Source organism: Rhodovulum euryhalinum, assembly GCF_004342445.1.
GTDB lineage: Bacteria > Pseudomonadota > Alphaproteobacteria > Rhodobacterales > Rhodobacteraceae > Rhodovulum > Rhodovulum euryhalinum.
This window is the reverse complement of sequence record NZ_SLWW01000002.1, coordinates 271,954-293,982: the sequence shown is the minus strand read 5'-3', so window position 1 is coordinate 293,982 and position 22,029 is coordinate 271,954. Positions and strand designations below refer to the sequence as shown.

Sequence of the window (22,029 nt, the reverse complement as noted above, 5' to 3'; positions counted from 1 at the left end):
ATGACAGAGCAAGCCCAGAACACCACCCATTTCGGTTTCCAGACGGTGGCCGAAGAGGAAAAGGCGGGGATGGTCCACGGGGTCTTTACCCGCGTCGCCTCGCGCTATGACCTGATGAACGATCTGATGTCGGCGGGCATCCACCGCGTCTGGAAGGACGCGATGATGGACTGGCTGGCGCCGCAGCCCTGGCAGCGGCTGCTGGACGTGGCGGGGGGCACCGGCGACATCGCGTTCCGGTTCCTGAAACGCGCGCCGGGGGCGCAGGCCGTCGTCTGCGACCTGACCGAGTCGATGCTGGTCGAAGGCCAGAAACGCGCCGATGCCGAGCGGCTGGCCGACGATCTGGACTGGGTGGTGGGCGACGCGATGGCGCTGCCCTTCGAGACCGGCAGTTTCGACGTGGTGACCAACGCCTTCGGTACCCGCAACGTCACCCGCATCCAGGACTGGCTGAACGAGGCCTATCGCGTGCTGCGCCCCGGCGGGCGGCTGATGGTGCTGGAATTCAGCCAGATGCCCAACCCGATGATGCAATGGGCCTATGACCGCTATTCGTTCAACGTGATCCCGGTGATGGGGCAGATCGTGGCGAATGACCGCGGCAGCTATCAGTACCTGGTGGAATCGATCCGCAAGTTCCCCGACCAGGAGACCTTCGCGTCGATGATCCGGCGGGCGGGGTTCGAGCAGGTGAAATACCGCAACATGTCGATGGGCATCGCGGCGCTTCATTCGGGGTGGAAGCTCTAGGTGCGCGGTCCCCACAACATCCTGCGGCTGGTCGAGACGCTGGCCACCTTCGAACGCTCGGGCGCCAACCGCTTCGTGCTCGAGGCGATGGACGCGCCCGCCAGCGTGCGGGTGGCCGCGCGCATCCTCGGCTGGCCGTTCAAGTGGCTTGGCAAGAAGGGCGATCCGGCGCAACCGCCGGTGACCCGCGCGCTGACCGCGCTGGGGCCGGCCTATATCAAGTTCGGGCAAATCCTCTCGACGCGCCCCGACGTGGTAGGCGACGACATGGCGGTGCAGTTGCGCGTGCTGCAGGACAAGCTGCCGCCATTTCCGATCGATGTCGCGAAGGAAACCGTCAGCCACGAACTGGGCCGGTCGGCCGACGACGTGTTCTCGGAGTTTTCCGAACCGATCGCGGCGGCCTCGATCGCGCAGGTGCACAAGGCGCGGGTGCGCGAGACCGGCGAACTCGTCGCGGTCAAGGTGCTGCGGCCCCATATCGAGCGGGATTTCCGCAAGGATGTCGACGCCTTCTACCTGGCGGCCTCGACCATCGAGATCCTCGCGCCGTTCTCGCGGCGGCTGCGGCCCACGGACGTGATCGCGCATTTCGACAGCGTGGTGACGGGCGAACTGGACCTTCGGATCGAGACCGCCGCAGCGGGCGAATTCGCCGCGAATACAGAGGGCGACGCTGGCTTCGTCGTGCCGCGGGTGATCTGGCCCCTGTCGGCCAAGCGGGTGATGACGCTGGGCTGGTGCGAGGGCGAGCCGATCGGCGACAACGCGGCACTGGATGCGGCGGGCCACGACCGCCGCGCCCTGGGCGAACGGGTGCTGTCGATGTTCCTGCGCCATGCGCTTCGGGATGGCTTTTTCCATGCCGACATGCACCAGGGCAACATGAAGGTCGGACCGAACGGCGATATCCTGGTGTTCGATTTCGGCATCATGGGGCGGATCGACGAATACACCCGCCGCGTCTATGCCGAGATCCTTTTCGGCTTCATCCGGCGCGATTACCGCCGCGTTGCCGAGGTGCATTTCGAGGCGGGCTACGTGCCCTACGATCGCGATATCGATGAATTCGCACAGGCGCTGCGCTCGGTCGGCGAGCCGATCTTCGGGATGGACGCCACCAATATCTCGATGGCCAAGCTGCTGGCCTATCTGTTCGAGGTGACCGAACGCTTCGGCATGGAAACCCGGACCGAACTGATCCTGCTGCAACGCACCATGGTCGTGGTCGAGGGGGTGTCGCGCTCGCTGAACCCCTCGGTCAATATCTGGGAGGTCGCGAAGCCGATCGTCGAGGAATACATCAAGGAGAATATCGGACCCAAGGCGCTGCTGCGCGACCTGACGCGGACGGCGCGGGTGCTGGCGCGGTTCGGACCGCGGCTGCCGGAACTGGCCGAGTCGGCGCTGATCCGGCAATCGAATCCCGACCCCGCGCCATCGCGGGCCCCGGCGCTGCACCCCGCGCTGTGGGTGGGGCTTGGCGCCGTGGCCGGGGGCATGGCGGTCGCGCTCGCGCTGCTGCTCTAGCGGCGGGCGCGGGCCTGGGTGTTTGATCCCACGGCTTGATGGTGCAATCCTTTCGAAGGGATGGATGACAGCACCATGGGACAGGTTCGCCATGGGAGCGCCACGACCACGCACGCCACATTCCGACCCATAGAGACCGCAGGGTCCAGCAATCGTTCGATCCCGCCGCGATCGACCGCCAGCGCAGCCTCGTGGAGAAGGTCTTCAACAAGCTCGAACACGTCCGGAAGATCGCAACACGATACGGGAAATCCGCCCGCACCTGTCGAGCCGCCGTCTTCATCCCATGCACACGGCTTTGGGCAAGACATCATGGGGCCGCATCCTAGTCGACGGGGCGGATCAGCGCCTTCTCGAGCACGCGCAACACGGTCTTCAGGTCGTGGCCGCGCTTGAGGATCTGCCCGTCCATCCCGATCACCGCGTACATCCCCTGGCGGCTGCGCAACCGGGGACGTTTCTCGATGCGGTAAAGCGGGTGCTCGGCAGTGCGGCGGAAGATCGAGAAGACTGCAATCTCGCGCAGGCAGGAAATGCCGTAATCGCGCCACTCGCCCGCGGCGACCATCCGCCCATAGACCGCGAGGATGGCCCCAAGCTCGGCCCGGTCAAAGGAAACCTGCTCGGGCGTGCTGGCCCGGGGAAACGGGGTCGGCGTCACGACATTCATCCCGACAGCGTGCCGTTCCCGGTCAGGCAAATCAAGACCCGCCTGGATCTTGCCGTAAAAATACCCCTGGATGGCCCGGGATGCCCCGTGTTCCCGCCGGGATTCGGAGCGACATTGTCCTCATAGCGAAGACGCTACCCCGGTGCCGCGGATTTATAGCCCCCACCCAGCCTGCGGCACCGGGGCCTTCGCTTGTCTCCCCCCTATGTCGATGACCAGGTGCCGCCGCACAGCGCGCCACGGCCTGTGCGGCGCAAGGGCGCGCGTTTCCTGGTCCTTCCCCCCGACGATGGTTCCAATCCGGAAAAGGCGCGTTCCTGTCTTCTTCTTGGCGCAAGTACTCCGGGGGGTCGCGGGGGGCAGCGCCCCCCGCGCGGGTCGCCCTGGCCTCAGCCAGGGCGAAACCCGGCGATCCGCACCGTGCCGGGGCGGTATCAGCCAAACTCCCCGCCAGACCCCGCCCGGCATCCGTTTGCGACCGCCAACATTCCCGCGGTCGCGACCGCCGGGCGGACATGGCGGCGGCTTGCCCACGCATGCGCTTCGCCCGGCGCGCCCCCGCTCGCCGGGCTTCGCCACCCACGGCGATGTGACCACCGCCCGCCGCCCGATCGGCTAGGCTTGGCATCATCCGGAAAGGGAGGACAGCCATGACACCCAGCCACATGACCCGCGTGACCTGCGCCGCGCTCGTCGCCGCGACCGCCACGCTTGCCTATGCCGCCGACGCCACCAATCCGCCGGTCAAGGCACGCCAGGAGGCGATGGAGAAGATCGGCGAGAACATGAAGACGATCAGTGACATGGCCAAGGGCGACCGTGCCTTCGACGCCGCCGCCGCCAGCGCCGCGGCCGCCGCGATCGCCGAGACCGCAGGCACCGCGCCCGCCCTGTTCGAGACCCAGGCCGACGACCCCGAATCAACCGCGAAACCGGCGATCTGGCAGGATTTCGGCAGCTTCACCGAAAAGGCCGGGGCGCTGAAGGCGGCGGCCGCGGCGGCCGACATGGGCTCGCTCGACGCGCTCAAGGCGTCGATGATGGAGATCGGCAAGACCTGCAAGTCCTGCCACGACGACTTCCGCGAAAAGACCTGATCCCGGACCCTGCCCTGCGATGCTCCATTCCAGGGCCGGGACCGCTGCCCGCCAGCGTCGCGGGCGGCCCGGGATCGCGCGCCGATCTGCCATTGCACCGGCGGGAAAACCCGGTAACAGTCAGGTCATGCCCGATCCCAAGCCGCCCCTTCTCGCCGTTCTGATCGACGCCGACAACATCCCCGCCCGCTATGCCGAGGCGATCCTCAAGGAGATCACGTCCTTCGGGGAACCGGCCCTGCGCCGGGTCTATGGCGACTGGTCATCGGACCGGCTGAAGCCCTGGGCCGAGAAGGTTCTGGCGCTGGGCCTTCTGGCGCATCAGGAGACGGCGAACACCAAGGGCAAGAACGCCAGCGATATCGGGCTGGTGATCGACGCGATGGACATCCTTCATTCGGGCCGCTTCGACGGCTTCGTGCTGGTATCGTCGGACAGCGACTTTACCCGGCTGGCCAGCCGCATCCGCGAACACGGGCTGGACGTGATCGGCATCGGCGAGGCCAAGGCGCCGGTTTCCCTGCGCAATGTCTGCAACCGCTTCGTTCTGATCGAGAACATCGTCGAGGAGCCCGTTCCCGCACTCAAGGGCCGGCCCGCCGCTGAACCCGCGGGCAAGCGGCCGCCCAAGGATGCGATCGACCTGATCATCCGGGCGATGGACAAGATCGAGCAGGAGGACGAGTGGTACACGCTGGGCCAGCTGGGCCAGTACATCACCGCCGACAACCCCGATTTCGACACGCGCAGCTATGGCAAGCGCAAGCTGTCGGACCTTGTGAGCGAGTTGAAACGGTTCGAGACGCGCAAGGTGGGAAACCAGTTGCAGGTGCGCCGCGTCGACTGAGGCTCAGGCCGCGTAGCGCGCGGTGAAGGTTGCCACCGCGCCGTCGATCACTCGGGCGATCTCGTCAGGCGTGAAGGTGTCGGTCACGCGCAGCAGGTGGCGCAGGTAGAGATCGGCCTTGCACAGTTCGATGAACTGGTCGGCGGCCAGATGGGGATCGGGGATCGCCATCGCGCCCTGCCCGTCGATCCGCGCCAGATAGGCCACCAGTTCGTCATGCAGCCGCAGGGGCCCCGAGCGGTAGAAGGCCGCGCCCAGTTCCGGAAAGCGGTCGGATTCGGCCACGCAGACCCGGAATACGGCCTGGTTGAACTCGGACAGGAACGAGGCGACCATGTGCTCGGCGGCGCGGCGCAGGACCACGGCCGGCGGATCCGCAAAGTCGATCTCGTCCAGCGCGGCCATGGTCTGGCGGTCACATTCCAGCCGGAACACCTCGATGAACAACAGCCGCTTGTCGGGAAAGTAACTGTAGAGCGTCGCCTTGGAGACACCGGCCGCCCGGGCGATGGCGTCCACGTTGGCCCCCTCGAAGCCATCGCGCAGGAACACGTCGCGGGCGCCTTCCAGCACCTGCTCGAACTTGCGCCCCTTCCTGATCTGTCCCGGATTGGCGTGCATGGCCTGTCGCTTGCTGGGTGAGGCAGTCTAAACCGGCCGGTTCACTTGGGGCAAGCCGCACCGGGGCGGCAAATGGCCCCCTGTTCCGGCCACGCGGATGCGGCAAACATGCCCTTGAAATCCGCCTTTTGCGGAATAGTTTGGAACCGCTCCAAAAAAGAGGCCGCCGATGATTCCCGGTGTCACCCAGCGCCGCCGTTTCTCTGATCTCAGTGAACAGGAGATCCTTGCGCTTGCGATCTCGTCCGAGGAGGACGACGCCCGCATCTACCGCACCTATGCCGAGCGGCTGCGCACAGATTATCCGGACACGGCGAAGGTCTTCCAGGACATGGCCGGCGAGGAGGACCGCCACCGCCAGCGCCTGATCGAGAAGCACCGCGAACGGTTCGGCGAGGTGATCCCGCTGATCCGGCGCGAACATGTCTCGGGCTATTACGCGCGCCGCCCGGTCTGGCTGGTCGAGAACCTGGGGATCGAGCGCATCCGCGACGAGGCCGAGATGATGGAGCGCGATGCGCATGCCTTCTACCTCAAGGCGGCGCAGCGGACATCGGACGCGGGCACCCGCAAGCTTCTGGGCGATCTGGCCGCCGCCGAGGCCGGGCACGAGGCGCGGGCCGACACACTGGTCGAGAAACATGTCGGCGAGGACGCCGAAACGCGCGAGGCGCGCACCGCGCACCGGCAATTCGTGCTGACCTGGGTGCAGCCGGGGCTGGCGGGGCTGATGGACGGGTCGGTTTCGACGCTGGCGCCGATCTTCGCCACCGCCTTTGCCACGCAGGATACCTGGACCACCTTCCTGGTGGGGCTGGCGGCCTCGGTCGGCGCGGGGATCTCGATGGGCTTTACCGAGGCGGCGTCGGATGATGGCCAGATCTCGGGGCGCGGCTCGCCGATCAAGCGCGGGCTCGCCTCGGGCGTTATGACCGCGGTGGGCGGGCTGGGCCATGCGCTGCCCTACCTGATCCCAGATTTCTGGACGGCAACCACCATCGCCATGGTCGTGGTCTTCGTCGAGCTTTGGGCAATCGCCTGGATCCAGAAGAAATACATGGAAACGCCGTTCCTGCGTGCCGCGCTTCAGGTGGTGCTGGGGGGCGCGCTGGTGCTGGGCGCGGGCATCCTGATCGGGTCGGGCTAGGGCCGCGGCCGGGCACTGCGCCCTGACACCGAGGTCGGCATTTCCAAGGCCGCCGCAGCATGCTAGCCCACGCCCATGCTGGCGATCTTTCTGGAAACCCTGCCCTTCTTCGCGCTGATCGGCCTTGGTTACGGGGCCGGGCGCAGCGGATTCTTTACCCCCGAGGCGACCGCGTACCTTACCAAGTTCGTGTTCTACTTCGCGCTTTCGGCGATGATCTTCCGCTTTGCCGCGAACCTGCCGGTGGCGGAGCTGATCGACCCCGCCTTCCTTGCGGCCTACCTGACCGGGACGATGGCAGTCTACCTGCTGGCCACCGCGGTCGCCTTCCTGCGCGGCCGAGGCATGGCCGAGGCGGCGGTCGAGGCGCAATGCGCGGCCATCGGCAATACCGGGTTCCTGGGGATTCCGATGCTGGCCGTCCTGCTGGGCGAGGCATCGGTCGGCCCGGTGATGATGGTGCTGGCGGTAGACCTGATCGTGTTTTCCAGCCTGATCGTGATCCTGATCACCGCCTCGCGCGAGGGGCGGGTTTCGCTTGGCATCCTGCGCACCGTCGGCGTCGGGCTGGTGAAGAACCCGATGATCGTGTCGATCGTGCTGGGGCTTTGCTGGTCGGCCTTCCGGCTGCCGATCCCGGAACCGGCCGGTGACTTCCTGACGCTGCTGGGTAATGCCGCCACGCCGGGCGCGCTGTTCGCAATCGGCGCCTCGCTGGCCACCAAGTCGGCCGAACGGCTGGCGGTCGCGGGCTGGTTGTCCCTTGCCAAGCTGGTGCTGCACCCGGCCGCCGTCGCGGTGGCCGCGCTGGTCCTGTTCGATGTCCCGCCCTATGCCGCGGGCGTGATGATCGCGGCGGCCGCGCTGCCGGTGGCGGGCAATGTCTACATGCTGGCCCAGCATTACGGCGTCGCGCCGCAGCGGGTGTCGACGTCGATCCTGATCTCGACCGCGGCCTCGATCCTGACGGTTCCGGCGGTGATCGCCTGGGTCCTGACGCTCTGAGCTTGCCGAAACGGGATCGGCACGCTAGCCCTTTGGTCGGGCCAGCGAGGGAGCGAGAGCCATGGAAACCCTTTCCGAGAACAAATGCTTCGGGGGCATGCAGGGCGTTTACCGCCACGCCTCAGATGCCTGCAAATGCGACATGACCTTCGGGCTGTTCCTGCCCGAAGAGGCCGGGGACGGCCCGGTGCCGGTGCTGTGGTACCTGTCGGGGCTGACCTGCACGCATGAGAACGCGATGGTCAAGGCGGGCGCCCAGCAATGGGCCGCCGAGCAGGGCATCGCGCTCGTTTTTCCCGACACCTCGCCGCGCGGCGCGGGCGTGGCGGATCACGAGATGTACAATCTCGGGATGGGCGCGGGGTTCTACGTCAACGCCACCGAAGATCCCTGGGCCGCGCATTACCGGATGTGGGATTACGTGGCCGAGGAACTGCCCCGCGTGATCGTGAACACCTTCGCCGTGGACGAGGAACGCCAGGCGATCTGCGGCCATTCGATGGGCGGGCATGGCGCGCTGACCATCGCCATGGCCTATCCGGGGCGGTTCGCGTCGGTGTCGGCCTTTGCACCGATCACCCATCCCAGCCAGTCGGACTGGGCCAAGAAGCCGATCCATGCCTATCTGGGCGAGGGCAAGGTGGACTGGACGCGGCACGACGCCTGCCTGTCGCTGCGGGCGAACGGGTTCAAGGGGCCGATGCTGATCGACCAGGGCACCGGCGATCAGTTCATCGACTCGCTGATGCCCGAGGCACTGGCCGCCGCGATCACCGAGACGCGGCACGCAGGCATCCTGCGGATGCAGGGCGGCTATGACCACAGCTATTTCTTCGTCTCGACCTTCATGGAGGATCACGTCGCCTTCCATGCCGAGGCGCTGTACGGGTGAGCCGCGTCTTCGTCGATGCCGACGCCTGCCCGGTCAAGGCCGAGGCGCTGCGGGTGGCGGAGCGGCACGGGGTGGAGATCCACTATGTCGCGAATGGCGGCATCCGCCCGGTCGATCATCCGCTGGCGCGCATGGTCTATGTGGCGCAAGGCCCGGACGAGGCCGACAAGTGGATCGCGGACACTGCCGGGCCGGGCGACGTGGTGGTGACGGCCGACATTCCGCTGGCCGCGAAATGCGTGGCGGCGGGGGCGCAGGTTCTAAACCACAATGGCGAGGCGTTCACGCCGGCCAATATCGGCCCGAAACTCGCCTCGCGCGACCTGATGGCCGACCTGCGCGCGGCCGATCCGTTCCGGCAGGGCGGCGGCCGGGGATTCTCCGCGGCCGACCGGTCGCGCTTTCTCGACGCGCTGGAACGCGCGTTGCGCGCCGCCCGCCGGGGCGGATAGGCGCGCCCGCCCGAATCCCCCTTTCGGGAAGCCGGGCCAGCCGCTAGCCTGCCGCCGACCCGAGCAGAGGAGGCCCCATGCCCATCGAGGCAGTGATCTTCGACATCGGCCGCGTGCTGATCGACTGGCAGCCCGAGGCGTTCTATGACCGCCACCTCGGCCCCGAGCGGCGGTGCGCGCTGTTTGCCGAGGTCGACCTGCATGGCATGAACCTGTCGGTCGACCTGGGCGCCGACCTGGGCGAGGCGGTCGAGGCACTGGCCGACCGGCACCCCGGCTGGGCCGACGCGATCCGGATGTGGCAAAGCCACTGGCTGGACATGGCCAGCCCCGAGATCCCGGGCTCGGCGCAGATCCTGCGGGCGGTCAAGGCCAGGGGCGTGCCGGTCTTCGCGCTGACGAATTTCGGCGTGCCGACCTATGACATCGCCCGCGCCGCCTATCCGTTCTTCGATCTGTTCGACCGGGCCTATGTCTCGGGGCGGCTGGGCGTCATCAAGCCCGACCCGGCGATCTACGAGATCGTGGAACAGGACAGCGGCATCGCCCCCGACCGGCTGATCTTTACCGACGACCGCCCCGAGAACATCGCGGCGGCTGCGGCACGCGGCTGGCAGACCCACCTGTTCGACGGCGCCGGGGGCTGGGCCGCGCGGCTGATGGCCGAAGGGGTGCTGGACCAGACCGAGGTTGCGATCCATGCCTGAGATCATCGGCTTCGCCGAGGGCGAGCGGCTGCTGACCTGGCCCGGCCTCTGCGCGGCACTGGAGCATGGCCACACCCTGCCGCGCGCCGCGATCGCCGACAGCTTTGTCTATCGCGGGGCCGACACGCTGCTGAACCGTGCGGCCTGGATCGACGGGCTGGGGATCGCTGTGAAATCGGCGACGATCTTCCCGGGCAATCCGGCCCGGGACCGGCCAGCGGTGAATGGGGGCGTCAGCCTCTATTCCGACACCGACGGCACGCTGGCGGCGATCGTCGATTTCCACCTCGTGACCAAGTGGAAAACCGCGGGCGACAGCCTGCTGGCCGCCACAAGGCTGGCCCGCCCGGACAGCCAGACCATCCTGATCGTCGGGGCAGGCACCGTGGCAAGGTCGCTTTACGAGGCCTATTCCAGCGCCTTCCCGAACGCGCGGTTCACGGTCTGGAACCGCACGCCAGCCGCGGCAGCCCGGCTGGCCGCCGACTGCCCGGGCATGGCGGTGGCAGACGACCTGGAAAGCGCGGTGCGCGCGGCCGACATCGTGACTTCGGCAACCATGGCGACCCAGCCGCTGATCCGCGGCGACTGGCTGCGCCCGGGCCAGCATGTCGACCTGATCGGTGCCTTCCGCCCCGACATGCGCGAGGCCGACGACGCGGCGCTGCAACGGGCACGGATTTTTGTCGACAGCCGCGACACGGTGCTGGGCCATATCGGCGAGTTGAAGATCCCGCTGGCCAGTGGCGCAATCCGCGAGGCGGATGTGCTGGCCGATTTCTACGACCTCGGTTCGGGCAACTTCGCGCGGCGGTCGGACGACGATATCACGCTGTTCAAGAACGGGGGCGGCGCGCATCTGGACCTGATGACTGCGGCCCATATCCTGGAGGCGTGGCGCGGGCGATGACCTGGGCTCTGGCGGCGCTGGCAGTTGCGCTTTTCCTGCTGGCCGGACGGCGGCGCCCGATGGATGCCGCCGCCCGTGCGGGCGCGCCCGGCCAGATCGCGGACCTGCCCTCGGGGCGCACGCATTACCGCTGGATCGGCCCGGAAAACGGGCCCGTCGCGCTCTGCCTGCATGGCATCTCGACCGGGGGCTGGTTCACGGAGGGGCTGGCCGGGATGCTGGCACGGCGTGGCTACCGGGTGCTGGTCCCCGACCTTTACGGGCGTGGCTTTTCCGACCGCCCGCCCGGCCCCCAGACCCGCGCCTTCTTCCTGCGCCAGATCGACGAGTTACTCGACACGCTGGGCGTGGGCGGCGGGCTGACCGTTCTGGGCTATTCGATGGGCGGGGCCATCGCCACGGCGCTGGCCGCCGACCGGCCCGGGCGGGTCGGCCGGCTGATCCTGATCGCCCCGGCGGGGCTGGGGCAGATCACGCCCTGGCCCGCGGCGCTTGCCCGCGACCTGCCGGGGCTGGGCGATGCGGCGATGGGGTTGCTGGGCGGGGTGATGGTGCGGGCGGTGGCGCGGATCCTCGGCCGGGCGCAGAACGTGCCCGGCGCGCTGATCGCGGCGCAGGTCGAGGAAACCCGCTATCGCGGTTTCCTGCCCGCCATGCTGTCCAGCATGCGCCACCTGCTGGCCGGGGATTTCGCCCCCGACCACCGCCGGATCGCCGCGGCGGGCCTCCCCGTTCTGGCGATCTGGGCCGAGGCGGACGAGTTGATCGCGCCCACAGCGTCCGAACGGCTGGCCGGGCTGAATCCCGGGGCGGCGCAACTGACCCTGCCGGGCGCAGGCCACGTGCTTCCCATCACCCACGCGCCGCAGGTGCACGACGCGATCGAGGCGTTCCTGGGACGGTGAGCCCTCAGGCCGCCGCCGTCCGGGTCTCGATGGGCGTCTCGCGCACCGGCAGATGCACCAGCGCCGACAGCGCGCCGACACCGACGCCCACCCACCAGACCATCGTGTAGCTGCCGTAAAGGTCGTAGAACTTGCCCCCCAGCCAGACGCCCAGGAAGCTGCCCAACTGGTGCGAGAAGAACACGATCCCGTAAAGCGTGCCCATGTAGCGCAGCCCGTAGATCTGCGCGATCAGTCCGCTGGTCAGTGGTACGGTGGCCAGCCACAGCGCCCCCATGGCGACCGAGAACAGGATTACCGTGGCTGGCGTCATCGGCGTCAGGATGAAGGCCGCAGCGACCAGCGTGCGGCCCAGATAGATGCACGCCAGCAGATACTTGCGCGAATGGCGGTTGCCGAGCCAGCCCGCGTAGATCGTCCCCGCGATGTTCGCCAGTCCGATCAGCGCGATCGACACCGCACCCAGCGCGGACGGCGTGGCAACCCCGATGCTGGCCAGAAGGCCAGAGGGGTCGATGGCGCCGCAGACCTCGGTCACGAAGGCGGGGAAATGCGCGGTGATGAAGCCCAGCTGATAGCCGCAGGAAAAGAAGCCCACGAAGATCAGCGCGAAAGACGGGTCGCGCAGCGCGCGGGCCAGCGCCGCGGCCATGCCGGGGCCTTCGGTTCGGGCGGCAGGCACCGGCGCGCGCAACATCGGCAGGGCCAGCAGCACCAGGAGGATCAGCCCCGCGAAGACCAGGAACACGCTTTGCCAAGGCATCACCCGCAACAGCGCCTCGGCGGTCGGCGCGCCGATCACCTGCCCGGCCGAACCCGCCGCCGTCGCGATCCCGAGGCTCAGCGAGCGGTGCTGGTCGCTGGCCGCACGGCCCACTACGGCAAGAATCACGCCGAAGCCCGTGCCCGCGATGCCGAAGCCCACCAGGATCTCCAGCCACTGGTGCTGGCCGGGCGTCACCGCATAGGCCGAGAGCACCAGCCCCAGCGCATAGACCAGCGCGCCGAGGATCACCGCCTTGCGGTCGCCGAAACGTTCGGCGAGGGCGGCGAACAGCGGCTGGCCGATGCCCCAGGCCAGGTTCTGGATCGCAATGGCGAACGAGAAGTCGGCGCGCAGCCAGCCGAACTCCTCGGCAATCGGGATCTGGAACACGCCGAAACTGGCCCGGATCGCAAAGCTGATCAGGATGATCAGGCATCCGCCGATCAGGACGGGCGTGAACAGGGTGGCGCGGGTCTGGTCCATGGGGGCTCCGGCTAGGCCGGGCGAGTTAACCGCCGTTGCGATCCTGCGTCAATCCGGCGCAGCTGCACATTTCCGCACCTTCCCTTCTGCGCCGCAGCATCCTAGACCTGACGGCATGGACCAGAGCTTGCGCCGCCTCTACGACGCCCGGGTGAATTCGGGCGACTTGCGCCCCGACCCCGCGCAGATCGCGGCGCTGGGCCCGCTTGAGCGCATCCGCGCCGCGCTGGAAAACCCGCCCCCCGCGCCGCGGGGCGGGCTGTTCCGCAAGCCACCGCCGCCCGATCCGGTGCCGGGGCTTTACCTTTGGGGCGGCGTGGGGCGCGGGAAGTCCATGCTGATGGATTTTTTCCACGGCACTGTGGCGATCGAGGGCAAGCGGCGGGTCCATTTCCACGCCTTCATGCAGGAGGTGCACCGCGGCCTGCACGCCGCCCGCGCGCAGGGGGCGGACGACGCGCTGAAACCGGTGGCGGCCGATCTGTTCAGCGGGCTCAGGCTGCTTTGCCTCGACGAGATGCAGATCACCGACATCACCGACGCGATGATCGTGGGGCGCCTGTTCGAGCTGATGTTCGCCGCGGGCGTCACCGTGGTGACCACGTCGAACCGGGAACCGGACGCGCTTTACAAGGACGGACTGCAGCGCGAGCGGTTCGTGCCCTTCATCCGCATGATCGAGGCACGGCTCGAGGTGATGCACCTCGCCTCGCCCACGGATTACCGGCAGAACCGTCTGACCGGGGCGGATGTCTATTTCACCCCGGCCGACCGGCTGGCGCGCGAGGCGATGGAGGCGATCTGGGCCGATTTCACCGGCGGCGCCGGTGCGCCGCTGGTCCTTCGCGTGCAGGGGCGCGCCGTGGAATTGCCACGGTTCCACAACGGGGTGGCGCGCGCCAGTTTCTGGGATCTCTGCGCCAAGCCGCTGGGGCCGGCCGATTACCTGGCGGTCGCGGACGCCGTGCGGGTGCTGATCCTCGAGGATATCCCGCGGCTGTCGTCCGAGAACTACAACGAGGCGCGGCGCTTCGTGACGCTGGTGGACGCGCTTTACGAGGGCCGGGTGCGGCTGATCGCGTCGGCCGCGGACGTGCCCGAGATGCTTTATATGGAAGGCGAGGGCGCGTTCGAGTTCGAGCGCACGGCCAGCCGGTTGCGCGAGATGCAGGGGGCGGACTGGGGCAGGGGCTGAGAGGCGGGGCGATCAGCCGTTCTCGGCCAGCACCTTTCCGGCAAGATAGAGCGAGCCGCAGATCAGGATCCGCGCGTTCGGCACCTCGCGGGCAACCCGCGCCACCGCCTCGGCCACGCTGTCGGCGGTCGTCGCGGGCAGGCCCGCGGCCGTTGCGGCGGCGGCGGTGGTTTCGGCGGGAAGGGTCGCGGCCTCGCCCGGGATCGAGACGGCGGTCAGGGTCTCGGCCACACCCGCCAGCGGCCGCATGAAGCCCGCGACATCCTTGGTGTTCAGCATGCCGCAGATCAGGTGCAGCGGTCGGGGGGGCAGGCGCGTCACCGCCTCGGCCAGGGCCACGCCCGCCGCTGGGTTGTGCCCGCCGTCGAGCCAAAGCTCGGCCCGGCCCGCCGCATCCACCAGCGGGCCGAGGCGCAGCCGTTGCAGCCGGGCGGGCCATTCGGCGCGGGTGACGGCGGCCTCGCAGGCGGCCTCTTCCATGCCCAGCGCACGCAGCGCGGCAATCGCCATGCCCGCGTTCTGCACCTGGTGTGCGCCGATCAGCCGGGGCAGCGGCAGGTCCAGCAGGCCGTGCTCGTCCTGGAACACCAGCCGCCCGCGTTCCTCCCACACATGCCAGTGCTGGCCGTGGGCGATCAGCGGGGCGCCGAGGCGGGCGGCCTTCGCCTCGATCACCTCCATCCCGGCCTCGTCCTGCGGGCCGACCACGCAGGGCACGCCGCGCTTGAGGATGCCCGCCTTCTCGGCGGCGATCTCGGGCAGGGTCTCGCCCAGGTAGTGCTGGTGGTCGAGCGAGACCGGCGCGATCACGGTCAGCCGCGGCGCGTCGATCACGTTGGTGGCATCCAGCCGCCCGCCAAGACCCACCTCAAGCAGGCAGAAATCGGCCGGGTCGCGAGAAAAGGCCAGCAGGGCGGCACAGGTGGTGATCTCGAAATAGGTGATGGGCTGCCCGCCGTTCGCGCGCTCGCACTCTTCCAGCACCGCGGCCAGCGCGTCCTCGGCGATCAGCCCGTCCGACATGCGGATGCGTTCGTGGAACCGCGCAAGATGCGGCGAGGTATAGGCCTGCACCCGCTGCCCCGCACCCATCAGCCCGGCGCGGATCATCGCGACCGTCGAGCCCTTGCCGTTGGTGCCCGCGACATGGATCACCGGGGCCAGCCGCCGTTCGGGATGGTCGAGAGCCGCCAGCAGGCGCCACACCCGGTCCAGCGTCAGGTCAATGATCTTGGGATGCAGCGCCATCATCCGGGAAAGAAGGGCGTCGCTTTGCGCCCCGCTCACAGGCCGTTCACCCCTTGGCGCCCGCCTCGGGCGGCTCGGCATCAGGGGGGGCGGGCCGGCGCGGCGGCGCGGCGTTCTCGGTATCCTCGGCCTCGGGCTCGGCGGGCCCCTGGCTGAAGCTGGCGGGCGGCGGCAGGTCGGCGATCACCGCGGGCGGCAGGCCCATCAGCATCCGGACGATGGTCAGCAGTTCCTCGCGCAGTTTCGTGCGCGGCGTCACCCGGTCCAGCATGCCGTGTTCCAGCAGGTATTCGGCACGCTGGAATCCCTCGGGCAGCTTTTCGCGGATCGTCTGTTCGATCACGCGGGGTCCGGCAAAGCAGATCAGCGCGCCGGGTTCGGCGATCTGCACGTCGCCCAGCATCGCGTAGGACGCCGTCACGCCGCCCGTGGTCGGGTGGGTCAGCACGACGATATAGGGCAGCCCGGCCTCTTTCAGCATCTGGATCGCGACGGTCGAACGCGGCATCTGCATCAGGCTGAGGATACCTTCCTGCATGCGCGCGCCGCCGGCGGCCGAGAACAGGATCAGCGGGCGGCGCCGTTCGACGGCGCGCTGGGCGGCGGCGATGATCGCATTGCCGACATACATCCCCATCGACCCGCCCATGAAGCTGAAATCCTGCGCCGCGCAGACCACGGGGGTACGCCCGATCTCGCCCTCGGCGACCAGCATCGCCTCTTTCTCGCCGGTGCCCTTCTGGGCGGCGCGCATCCGGTCGGGGTATTTCTTCTGGTCGCGAAAGCCCAACGGGTCGGTCAGCGGCGTGGGCACCGGCACCTCGGTGAAGATGCCGCCGTCGAACAGCGTCAGGAACCGGTCGCGGGGCCGGATTCCCATGTGGTGGCCGCACGAGGTGCAGACGTTCAGGTTGTCGCTGAGTTCCCGGTGAAACAGCATCGTTCCGCAGGCGTCGCATTTCGTCCACAGGTTCTCGGGCATCTCGCGGCGCGAGAACAGCGAGTTGATCTTGGGCCGGACGTAGTTGTTGATCCAGTTCATGCGCGGGCCACCCTCGGAACGGTCTGGCCGCTCAGATAAGCCGCGGGGCCGGGAAATGCAATCGTGGCCCGGCCGGTCAGATCAGCGCGCGCAACAGCCGCCACATCGCCAGGATCACCAGGATGTCGAGCCCCAGCGCCAGCGGCGCCATCGCGCCGTCTGTCAGGTCGAACGGCGTGACGTAAAGCGCAAGCCCGGTGATCGTACCCTTGACCGACACGAACAGCAGCGAGCTGCAATTGTTGATGAAGTGCCAGCCCATGGCAAAGCCGAGGCTGCCCGATCTCTCGGTCAGGTCGGCGGCGGCCAGCGCGAAGACCAGGATCGCCACCAGAACGACCCAGGCGGTCCCGCCCGCCATCGGGTTGAAGTGAAGCGCGGTGAAGATCAGCGCGGGCAGGCCCATCCACACCGCCCGCCAGGCAAAGCGCGCGGCAAGCTGCTGTTGCAGGTAGCCGCGGAACAGCAACTCCTCGGACCCGGTCTGGATCAGCACCAGCCCCAGGGCCAGCGGCAAAACCCGCGCCCAGTCGCCAAGGGGCAGGTTGCCCTCCAGCGGGATCAGCGCGCCGCTGACGAAAAGCAGCAGCGCATAGACCGGCACCAGCGCGCCGAGCGCGGTGAAAAAGCCGCGCGCCGTGTCGCGTAGGGGGCCGAACAGGCTGCCCGGTTCGCGATAGTGCAGCGCGGGCGTGGCGATCAGCACGCCCAGGCCCATGCCCAGGAAGGTGGCCAGCACGAACAGCGTCTGGCCCGGGGCGGTGGGCGCGGTCAGGCCCTGGAGCCAGCCGAAATAGTTGAGCGGACCGAGAACAGGATAGGCCGCAACCAGCATCAGCGCAAAGCAGCCCGCATAGATCAGGGCGACCACGCCCAGCCCCAGCAGCAGGCGCCAGAGTTCGGGGTAAAGGCGGGCGGGCTCGACAAAGGCCTCGAATAGGGGGGATCGCATGGCGGCTCGGGCATAGGGGTGGACGGGAGCAAGCTAGCGCGGGGGCGGCGCGGCTTCAACTCAGACGCGAAGCACCACCCGGGCGGCCAACCACGAGACGGCGATCACCCCCAGGTCGACCAGGAACAGCGGCCCGAGCGCCGGATCGTCGGCGGCGAACGGATAGGTGTAAAGCGCCAGCGCCGCGACGGGTCCGGGCAAGGCGATGACCAGGATCGCCACCGCATTGTTGGCGAAATGCAGCGCGATCGCCGCCCCCAGCGTGCCGGTGCGCGCCGTCAGGTCGGCCGCCACCGCCGCGAAAAGGCCCGCCCAGGCCGCCACCATCAGCGCGTTTCCGCCGCTTTGCTCGGGCAGGTAATGGCCCCAGGCGAACAGGGCGGCGGGCAGGCCGATCCAGATCGCCGGGCTTTTGAAGCGCGCGGCCAGTTGCTGTTGCAGGTAGCCGCGAAAGAACAGTTCCTCGGCGCCGACCTGCAACAGGATCAGCGGCAGGGCCAGCGGCAGCAGGGCCAGCCAGCGCCCGCCCCCCAGATTTGGCGTTACCTCGAGGCCGGTGGGCAGGATCAGCCAGAGCGCCGCGTAAAGCAGCGCCAGCGCCCACAGCACGCGGGCGAAATCGGCGATGGCGCGCCCGGGCGGGCCGGTCAGCGAGACAAGCCCGCGGTTGTGCACCAGGCGCGCCGCGACCAGCGTGCCCACGACCAGGCAACCGAAGGAGGCCAGCAGCCACAAGGCATCCGCAACGGTCAGCGTGGTGGCGAACACGCCCGCGAAGACCGAGGCCGCGATCTCGGTGCCGCTGGCCGCCGCGACCAGCCCGAAGGCGGCGTAGATCAGCCCCAGATGAACCGCCACGGCCATCACGCCGCCCGCCACCAGCCGCCAGAGTTCGGGCCGGGCGCGGGCGGGCTGGATCAGGCTTTCGTGGGGTCGGTATCGCATGGCGCCCGCGTCCGTTGACCGGCCGAGCCTAGACCGGCGCCCGGCGCCCATCAATCGCTTGTCTCCCATTCCCGCGGCGTCTATTCCCAAGGGCAACACGACCCGAAGGAAGCCATGCCCATGCCCCCCATCGACAAGTCCCGCCTGCCCAGCCGCCACGTCACCGAAGGCCCGTCCCGCGCGCCGCACCGGTCCTATTACTACGCGATGGGCATCTCCGAGGCCGAGATCCACCAGCCCTTCGTCGGCGTCGCGACCTGCTGGAACGAGGCCGCGCCCTGCAACATCGCGCTGAACCGGCAGGCCCAGGCGGTGAAGATGGGCGTCAAGGAGGCGCACGGCACCCCGCGCGAGTTCACCACGATCACCGTCACCGACGGCATCGCCATGGGCCATGAAGGCATGCGCTCGTCTCTGGCCTCGCGCGAGGCGATCGCGGATACCGTGGAGCTGACCATGCGCGGGCATTGCTACGACGCGCTGGTGGGGCTGGCGGGCTGCGACAAGTCGCTGCCGGGGATGATGATGGCCATGGTGCGGCTGAATGTCCCGTCGGTCTTCATCTATGGCGGCTCGATCCTGCCCGGCCGGCACGAAGGCCGCGATGTCACCGTGCAGGACGTGTTCGAGGCGGTCGGCCAGAACCAGGCCGGCAACATGTCCGAAGAGGCGCTGATCGCGCTGGAAAAGGTCGCCTGCCCGTCCGCGGGCGCCTGCGGCGGCCAGTTCACGGCGAACACCATGGCCTGCGTCTCCGAGGCGATCGGGCTGGCGCTGCCCAACTCGTCCGGCGCGCCCGCGCCTTACGAATCGCGCGACCAGTATTGCGAGGCGTCGGGCCGCAAGGTGATGGAACTGATCGAGAAGAACATCCGCGCCCGCGACATCGTGACCCGCAAGGCGCTGGAAAACGCCGCCCGCGTGGTGGCCTGCACCGGCGGGTCCACCAATGCCGGGCTGCACCTGCCCGCCATCGCGCATGAGGCGGGGATCGACTTCGACCTGTTCGACGTCTGCGACATCTTCCGCGACACGCCCTATTTCGTCGACCTGAAACCGGGCGGCAAATACGTCGCCAAGGATCTGTACGAAGTCGGCGGCGTGCCGGTCGTGATGAAGGAACTGAAGAAGGCGGGCCTCATCCACGAGGACTGCATGACCGCCACCGGCCGCACCATCGGCGAGGAAATCGACATGGTCACGCGGGAGGCCGATGGCCGCGTGATCTATCCCTCGGCCGCGCCGATCACGCCCACGGGCGGCGTCGTCGGGCTGAAGGGCAACCTTGCGCCCGACGGGGCCATCGTCAAGGTCGCCGGCATGGAGAAGGAACAGCAGGTCTTTACCGGCCCGGCCCGTGTCTTCGAATGTGAAGAGGACGCGTTCGAGGCGGTCAAGGCGCGCAGCTACAGGGAAGGCGAGGTCATCGTAATCCGCAACGAGGGTCCCGCCGGCGGCCCCGGCATGCGCGAGATGCTGGCGACCACCGCCGCGCTGTCCGGCCAGGGCATGGGCAAGAAGGTCGCGCTGATCACGGACGGCCGCTTCTCGGGCGCGACGCGCGGCTTCTGCGTCGGCCATGTCGGCCCCGAGGCGGCCCATGGCGGGCCGATCGCGCTGCTCCGGGATGGTGACGTGATCACCATCAACGCGATCACGGGCGAGTTGTCGGTCGCGCTGTCCGACGAGGAACTGGCCGCGCGCAAGGCCGCGTGGGCCGGGCCGAAGGACACGATCTATGCCTCGGGCGCGCTGTGGAAATACGCCCGGCTTGTCGGCTCCACCCGCAAGGGAGCGGTCACCCATCCGGGCGGCGCCCAGGAGAAGCATGTCTACATGGATCTCTGATCCATTGCCCCGGGGCCGGTCAATCGCGGCCGGCCTTGTGGCGCTGGCGCTTGCGGGCTGTGTCGGTGGCGGCCCCGGGGCGACGGCGGGGCTTGGCGGTTTTGCCGCCTCGCGCGCCGCCCCCCAGAAGGTGACGCTCTCGGACGGCGTGGTGGCGATCGCGGGCCCGCGCGGCTTTTGCATCGACGGCACGGCCACCCGCGACGGTGAGAACGGCGCCTTCGTGCTGATGGCAAGCTGCGCCGCGATCACCGGCCGCCGGACCGCCCCCACGCCCGCGACGGATGCGCTGCTGACCGCCTCGGTCGCCGCCAACCCGGGGCCCGGCGGCAGCCCCGAGGACCGGGCGCTGGTACTTGCACGCTATTTCTCGTCCGACGAGGGCCGCGCGGCACTGGCCCGTGACGGGCGGGCCGCAAGTGTCACGGTGGACCAGATGTTCGACCGCGACGGGCTGTTCTTCCTGCGCGCCCGTGACCGGAGCGCGGGGCTGAAGGCCGGGCTGAGGGACGATCACTGGCGCGCGATCTTCGAGGTGAACGGCCGGATCGTGACCGCCTCGGTGGTGGGCTTCGAAACCACCCCGATCAGCGACGAGGCGGCGCTGGCGGTGCTGCGGGAGTTCGCGGACCGCATCCGCACGGCAAGCGCCAGGCTCGCCCCCGGCGAACCTGCCGCCACCCCCTCGCCCGAGGCAACCGCGGTGGCAGAGCCCGCTACCCGGCCACAGCCGCCCGGATTGCGTCGTTTTTTCGGTTTTTTGCCGCGCGAACGTTTACCCGGGTGAAACCGGCGGCGGTGTGCACTGCACCCGATCAACACACCGACCGAGCAGCCCGCCCATGCAAGCGAAGCCCGCCACCCTGTTCGACAGGTTCCTGTTCCGCCACGCGCTGGCCGCCTGGGGGCGGGCGGCCGACCGCGCCGGGACGCTGGACGTGGCCGACCTCAGGCCGCTGCGGGCGCGCGCGGCGCAGCTGCGCCGCCGGGTCGACCGGGTGATCCATGCCGCGGATGGCCGGCTGAACCAGCCGCCGGATGCGGCACGGGGCGTGCGCAGACCGTTGGGCTGTGACTGGGCGTGGCGGCCCGAGATCTTCCGTGGTCCGCTGTCGCCCGCCGGGGCAGCGGCGGTCGGCAACCGGACCCAGTTCGGCACAGAGGCGCGGATCTTCCACGACTGCATCCGCCCGGAACTGACCCTGCGTCAGATCCGGAACACCCGCGCCGAGGATCTGGCACCCCATGGCCTGCGCCTTGACGTGTTCCGCTTCGACGGAACCTTCCTGTCGCTGGCGATCGACCTGCCCGCGGATGGCGTCGCGGGCCTGCGGCGGCGGCATCTGATCCGGCTCGAAACCGTGATCGAGGCCGAGACGCCGCTGGATATCTTTGCCCGGCTCAATGTCCGGCACGGGCCGAATACCGAACAGCTTGTCCGCGAACTGCCCAAGGACACGTCCGCAGCCGTGGTCGAGTTCGACCTTGGCTATACCGACCTGAACGAAAGACGGGTCGAGAAGATGTGGCTCGACCTGATCTTCGAGGGGCCGCAGATGAACCAGATCACCCTGCGCGACGTCACGCTGAGCCGCAGGCCAAGGGCTGAGCTGTGAGCGAGATGGCCGCAGGCACGATCCGCCTGACCGGCACACGCCTGCGCGCAGGCGTGTGGGAGGGCGTGCTGGATGTCGAGCCCCACACCGGGGCGCCCGCGATCGAGGTGGTGCATCTGGACCGGCCGATCGCCGGGCTGCGCCTGACCCCCGACCCATATCGCGCTGGCCGCTTCGCCGTCGCCGTGCCGATTCCGGCCGACCTGCTGTCCGACGGGGTGCAGACCTTCCTGATCCGCGACCGGGCCAGCGGCGCGACGCTGGACAGTTTCGCCATCCTTGCCGGCGCACCGCTCGACCATGACATCCGCGCCGAGATCGAGCTTTTGCGCGCCGAACTCGACATGCTGAAGAAGGCGTTCCGCCGCCACTGCATCGAGACGATGTAGGCCCCGGTC

General features: G+C 68.8%; 23 protein-coding genes. 16 read left to right on the top strand and 7 right to left on the bottom strand.

Going from position 1 to position 22,029, the window contains the following annotated elements; translation table 11 throughout:
• Both ubiE and ubiB read left to right on the top strand, forming a co-directional pair.
• The gene (ubiE, locus tag EV655_RS03740; RefSeq protein WP_132541969.1) at window positions 1–753 is read left to right on the top strand and encodes a bifunctional demethylmenaquinone methyltransferase/2-methoxy-6-polyprenyl-1,4-benzoquinol methylase UbiE; all 753 of its coding nucleotides are present in this window, start codon (window positions 1–3) and stop codon (window positions 751–753) included.
• Complete coding sequence (gene ubiB / locus EV655_RS03735) at window positions 754–2,283, top strand: 2-polyprenylphenol 6-hydroxylase (RefSeq protein ID WP_132541967.1); 1,530 nt, start codon at window positions 754–756, stop codon at window positions 2,281–2,283.
• Window positions 2,284–2,608: 325 nt separating this feature from the next.
• Here ubiB and EV655_RS03725 read toward each other — a convergent pair whose 3' ends face one another.
• Window positions 2,609–2,953 carry a DUF2794 domain-containing protein gene (locus EV655_RS03725; RefSeq protein WP_132541965.1) on the bottom strand — a complete coding sequence of 115 codons (345 nt, stop codon included), beginning with the start codon at window positions 2,951–2,953 and terminating at the stop codon, window positions 2,609–2,611.
• Between the two features lie 650 nt (window positions 2,954–3,603).
• On the opposite strand from EV655_RS03725, the gene EV655_RS03720 reads away from it, so the two are divergent.
• Both EV655_RS03720 and EV655_RS03715 read left to right on the top strand, forming a co-directional pair.
• Complete coding sequence (locus EV655_RS03720) at window positions 3,604–4,050, top strand: c-type cytochrome (protein ID WP_132541963.1); 447 nt, start codon at window positions 3,604–3,606, stop codon at window positions 4,048–4,050.
• 127 nt (window positions 4,051–4,177) lie between these two features.
• The gene (locus tag EV655_RS03715) at window positions 4,178–4,897 is read left to right on the top strand and encodes an NYN domain-containing protein (RefSeq protein WP_132541961.1); all 720 of its coding nucleotides are present in this window, start codon (window positions 4,178–4,180) and stop codon (window positions 4,895–4,897) included.
• 3 nt (window positions 4,898–4,900) lie between these two features.
• Here EV655_RS03715 and EV655_RS03710 read toward each other — a convergent pair whose 3' ends face one another.
• Entirely contained in the window at window positions 4,901–5,518 is a 618-nt protein-coding gene (locus EV655_RS03710) for a TetR/AcrR family transcriptional regulator (protein ID WP_132541959.1), read from the bottom strand.
• 169 nt (window positions 5,519–5,687) lie between these two features.
• Between EV655_RS03710 and mbfA the strand changes: the two genes are divergently transcribed.
• The 7 genes from mbfA to EV655_RS03675 all read left to right on the top strand — a co-directional run bounded on the left by mbfA (window position 5,688) and on the right by EV655_RS03675 (window position 11,536).
• Complete coding sequence (gene mbfA, locus EV655_RS03705; protein ID WP_132541957.1) at window positions 5,688–6,665, top strand: iron exporter MbfA; 978 nt, start codon at window positions 5,688–5,690, stop codon at window positions 6,663–6,665.
• 75 nt (window positions 6,666–6,740) lie between these two features.
• A complete protein-coding gene (locus EV655_RS03700; RefSeq protein ID WP_132541955.1) occupies window positions 6,741–7,670 on the top strand; it encodes an AEC family transporter in 930 nt (309 codons plus the stop codon).
• A gap of 61 nt (window positions 7,671–7,731) precedes the next feature.
• A complete protein-coding gene (fghA, locus tag EV655_RS03695) occupies window positions 7,732–8,562 on the top strand; it encodes an S-formylglutathione hydrolase (protein ID WP_132541953.1) in 831 nt (276 codons plus the stop codon).
• On the top strand, window positions 8,559–9,014 hold the full coding sequence (locus EV655_RS03690; protein ID WP_132541951.1) for a YaiI/YqxD family protein: 456 nt from the start codon (window positions 8,559–8,561) through the stop codon (window positions 9,012–9,014). Before fghA ends, EV655_RS03690 begins: the two co-directional genes overlap by 4 nt.
• A 77-nt stretch (window positions 9,015–9,091) precedes the next feature.
• A complete protein-coding gene (locus EV655_RS03685) occupies window positions 9,092–9,721 on the top strand; it encodes an HAD family hydrolase (RefSeq protein ID WP_132541949.1) in 630 nt (209 codons plus the stop codon).
• Complete coding sequence (locus EV655_RS03680) at window positions 9,714–10,631, top strand: ornithine cyclodeaminase family protein (RefSeq protein ID WP_132541947.1); 918 nt, start codon at window positions 9,714–9,716, stop codon at window positions 10,629–10,631. The genes EV655_RS03685 and EV655_RS03680 overlap by 8 nt, the downstream gene beginning before the upstream one ends.
• The gene (locus tag EV655_RS03675; RefSeq protein ID WP_132541945.1) at window positions 10,628–11,536 is read left to right on the top strand and encodes an alpha/beta fold hydrolase; all 909 of its coding nucleotides are present in this window, start codon (window positions 10,628–10,630) and stop codon (window positions 11,534–11,536) included. Before EV655_RS03680 ends, EV655_RS03675 begins: the two co-directional genes overlap by 4 nt.
• Window positions 11,537–11,540: 4 nt before the next feature.
• Here EV655_RS03675 and EV655_RS03670 read toward each other — a convergent pair whose 3' ends face one another.
• A complete protein-coding gene (locus EV655_RS03670) occupies window positions 11,541–12,785 on the bottom strand; it encodes an MFS transporter (protein ID WP_132541943.1) in 1,245 nt (414 codons plus the stop codon).
• A gap of 115 nt (window positions 12,786–12,900) precedes the next feature.
• Between EV655_RS03670 and zapE the strand changes: the two genes are divergently transcribed.
• Entirely contained in the window at window positions 12,901–13,980 is a 1,080-nt protein-coding gene (gene zapE / locus EV655_RS03665) for a cell division protein ZapE (RefSeq protein ID WP_132541941.1), read from the top strand.
• A gap of 12 nt (window positions 13,981–13,992) precedes the next feature.
• Here the strand turns inward: zapE and EV655_RS03660 are convergent, their stop codons facing one another.
• From EV655_RS03660 to EV655_RS03645, 4 genes are all read right to left on the bottom strand, one after another.
• Complete coding sequence (locus EV655_RS03660) at window positions 13,993–15,231, bottom strand: bifunctional folylpolyglutamate synthase/dihydrofolate synthase (protein ID WP_424511299.1); 1,239 nt, start codon at window positions 15,229–15,231, stop codon at window positions 13,993–13,995.
• A 43-nt stretch (window positions 15,232–15,274) separates the two neighbouring features.
• The gene (gene accD, locus EV655_RS03655) at window positions 15,275–16,270 is read right to left on the bottom strand and encodes an acetyl-CoA carboxylase, carboxyltransferase subunit beta (protein ID WP_132541937.1); all 996 of its coding nucleotides are present in this window, start codon (window positions 16,268–16,270) and stop codon (window positions 15,275–15,277) included.
• A gap of 76 nt (window positions 16,271–16,346) precedes the next feature.
• Window positions 16,347–17,222 carry a CPBP family intramembrane glutamic endopeptidase gene (locus EV655_RS03650; protein ID WP_132541935.1) on the bottom strand — a complete coding sequence of 292 codons (876 nt, stop codon included), beginning with the start codon at window positions 17,220–17,222 and terminating at the stop codon, window positions 16,347–16,349.
• Between the two features lie 60 nt (window positions 17,223–17,282).
• A complete protein-coding gene (locus tag EV655_RS03645) occupies window positions 17,283–18,167 on the bottom strand; it encodes a CPBP family intramembrane glutamic endopeptidase (protein ID WP_165905257.1) in 885 nt (294 codons plus the stop codon).
• 114 nt (window positions 18,168–18,281) lie between these two features.
• Between EV655_RS03645 and ilvD the strand changes: the two genes are divergently transcribed.
• The 4 genes from ilvD to EV655_RS03625 are packed head-to-tail and all read left to right on the top strand — an operon-like array spanning window position 18,282 to window position 22,020.
• The gene (gene ilvD / locus EV655_RS03640) at window positions 18,282–20,015 is read left to right on the top strand and encodes a dihydroxy-acid dehydratase (protein ID WP_424511296.1); all 1,734 of its coding nucleotides are present in this window, start codon (window positions 18,282–18,284) and stop codon (window positions 20,013–20,015) included.
• The gene (locus tag EV655_RS03635; RefSeq protein WP_165905256.1) at window positions 19,996–20,802 is read left to right on the top strand and encodes a hypothetical protein; all 807 of its coding nucleotides are present in this window, start codon (window positions 19,996–19,998) and stop codon (window positions 20,800–20,802) included. Before ilvD ends, EV655_RS03635 begins: the two co-directional genes overlap by 20 nt.
• Window positions 20,803–20,857: 55 nt before the next feature.
• On the top strand, window positions 20,858–21,631 hold the full coding sequence (locus EV655_RS03630; protein WP_132541927.1) for a DUF6478 family protein: 774 nt from the start codon (window positions 20,858–20,860) through the stop codon (window positions 21,629–21,631).
• Between the two features lie 5 nt (window positions 21,632–21,636).
• Window positions 21,637–22,020, top strand: coding sequence for a hypothetical protein (locus tag EV655_RS03625; RefSeq protein WP_132542129.1), 384 nt, complete (start codon window positions 21,637–21,639; stop codon window positions 22,018–22,020).
• Window positions 22,021–22,029: the final 9 nt, after the last annotated feature.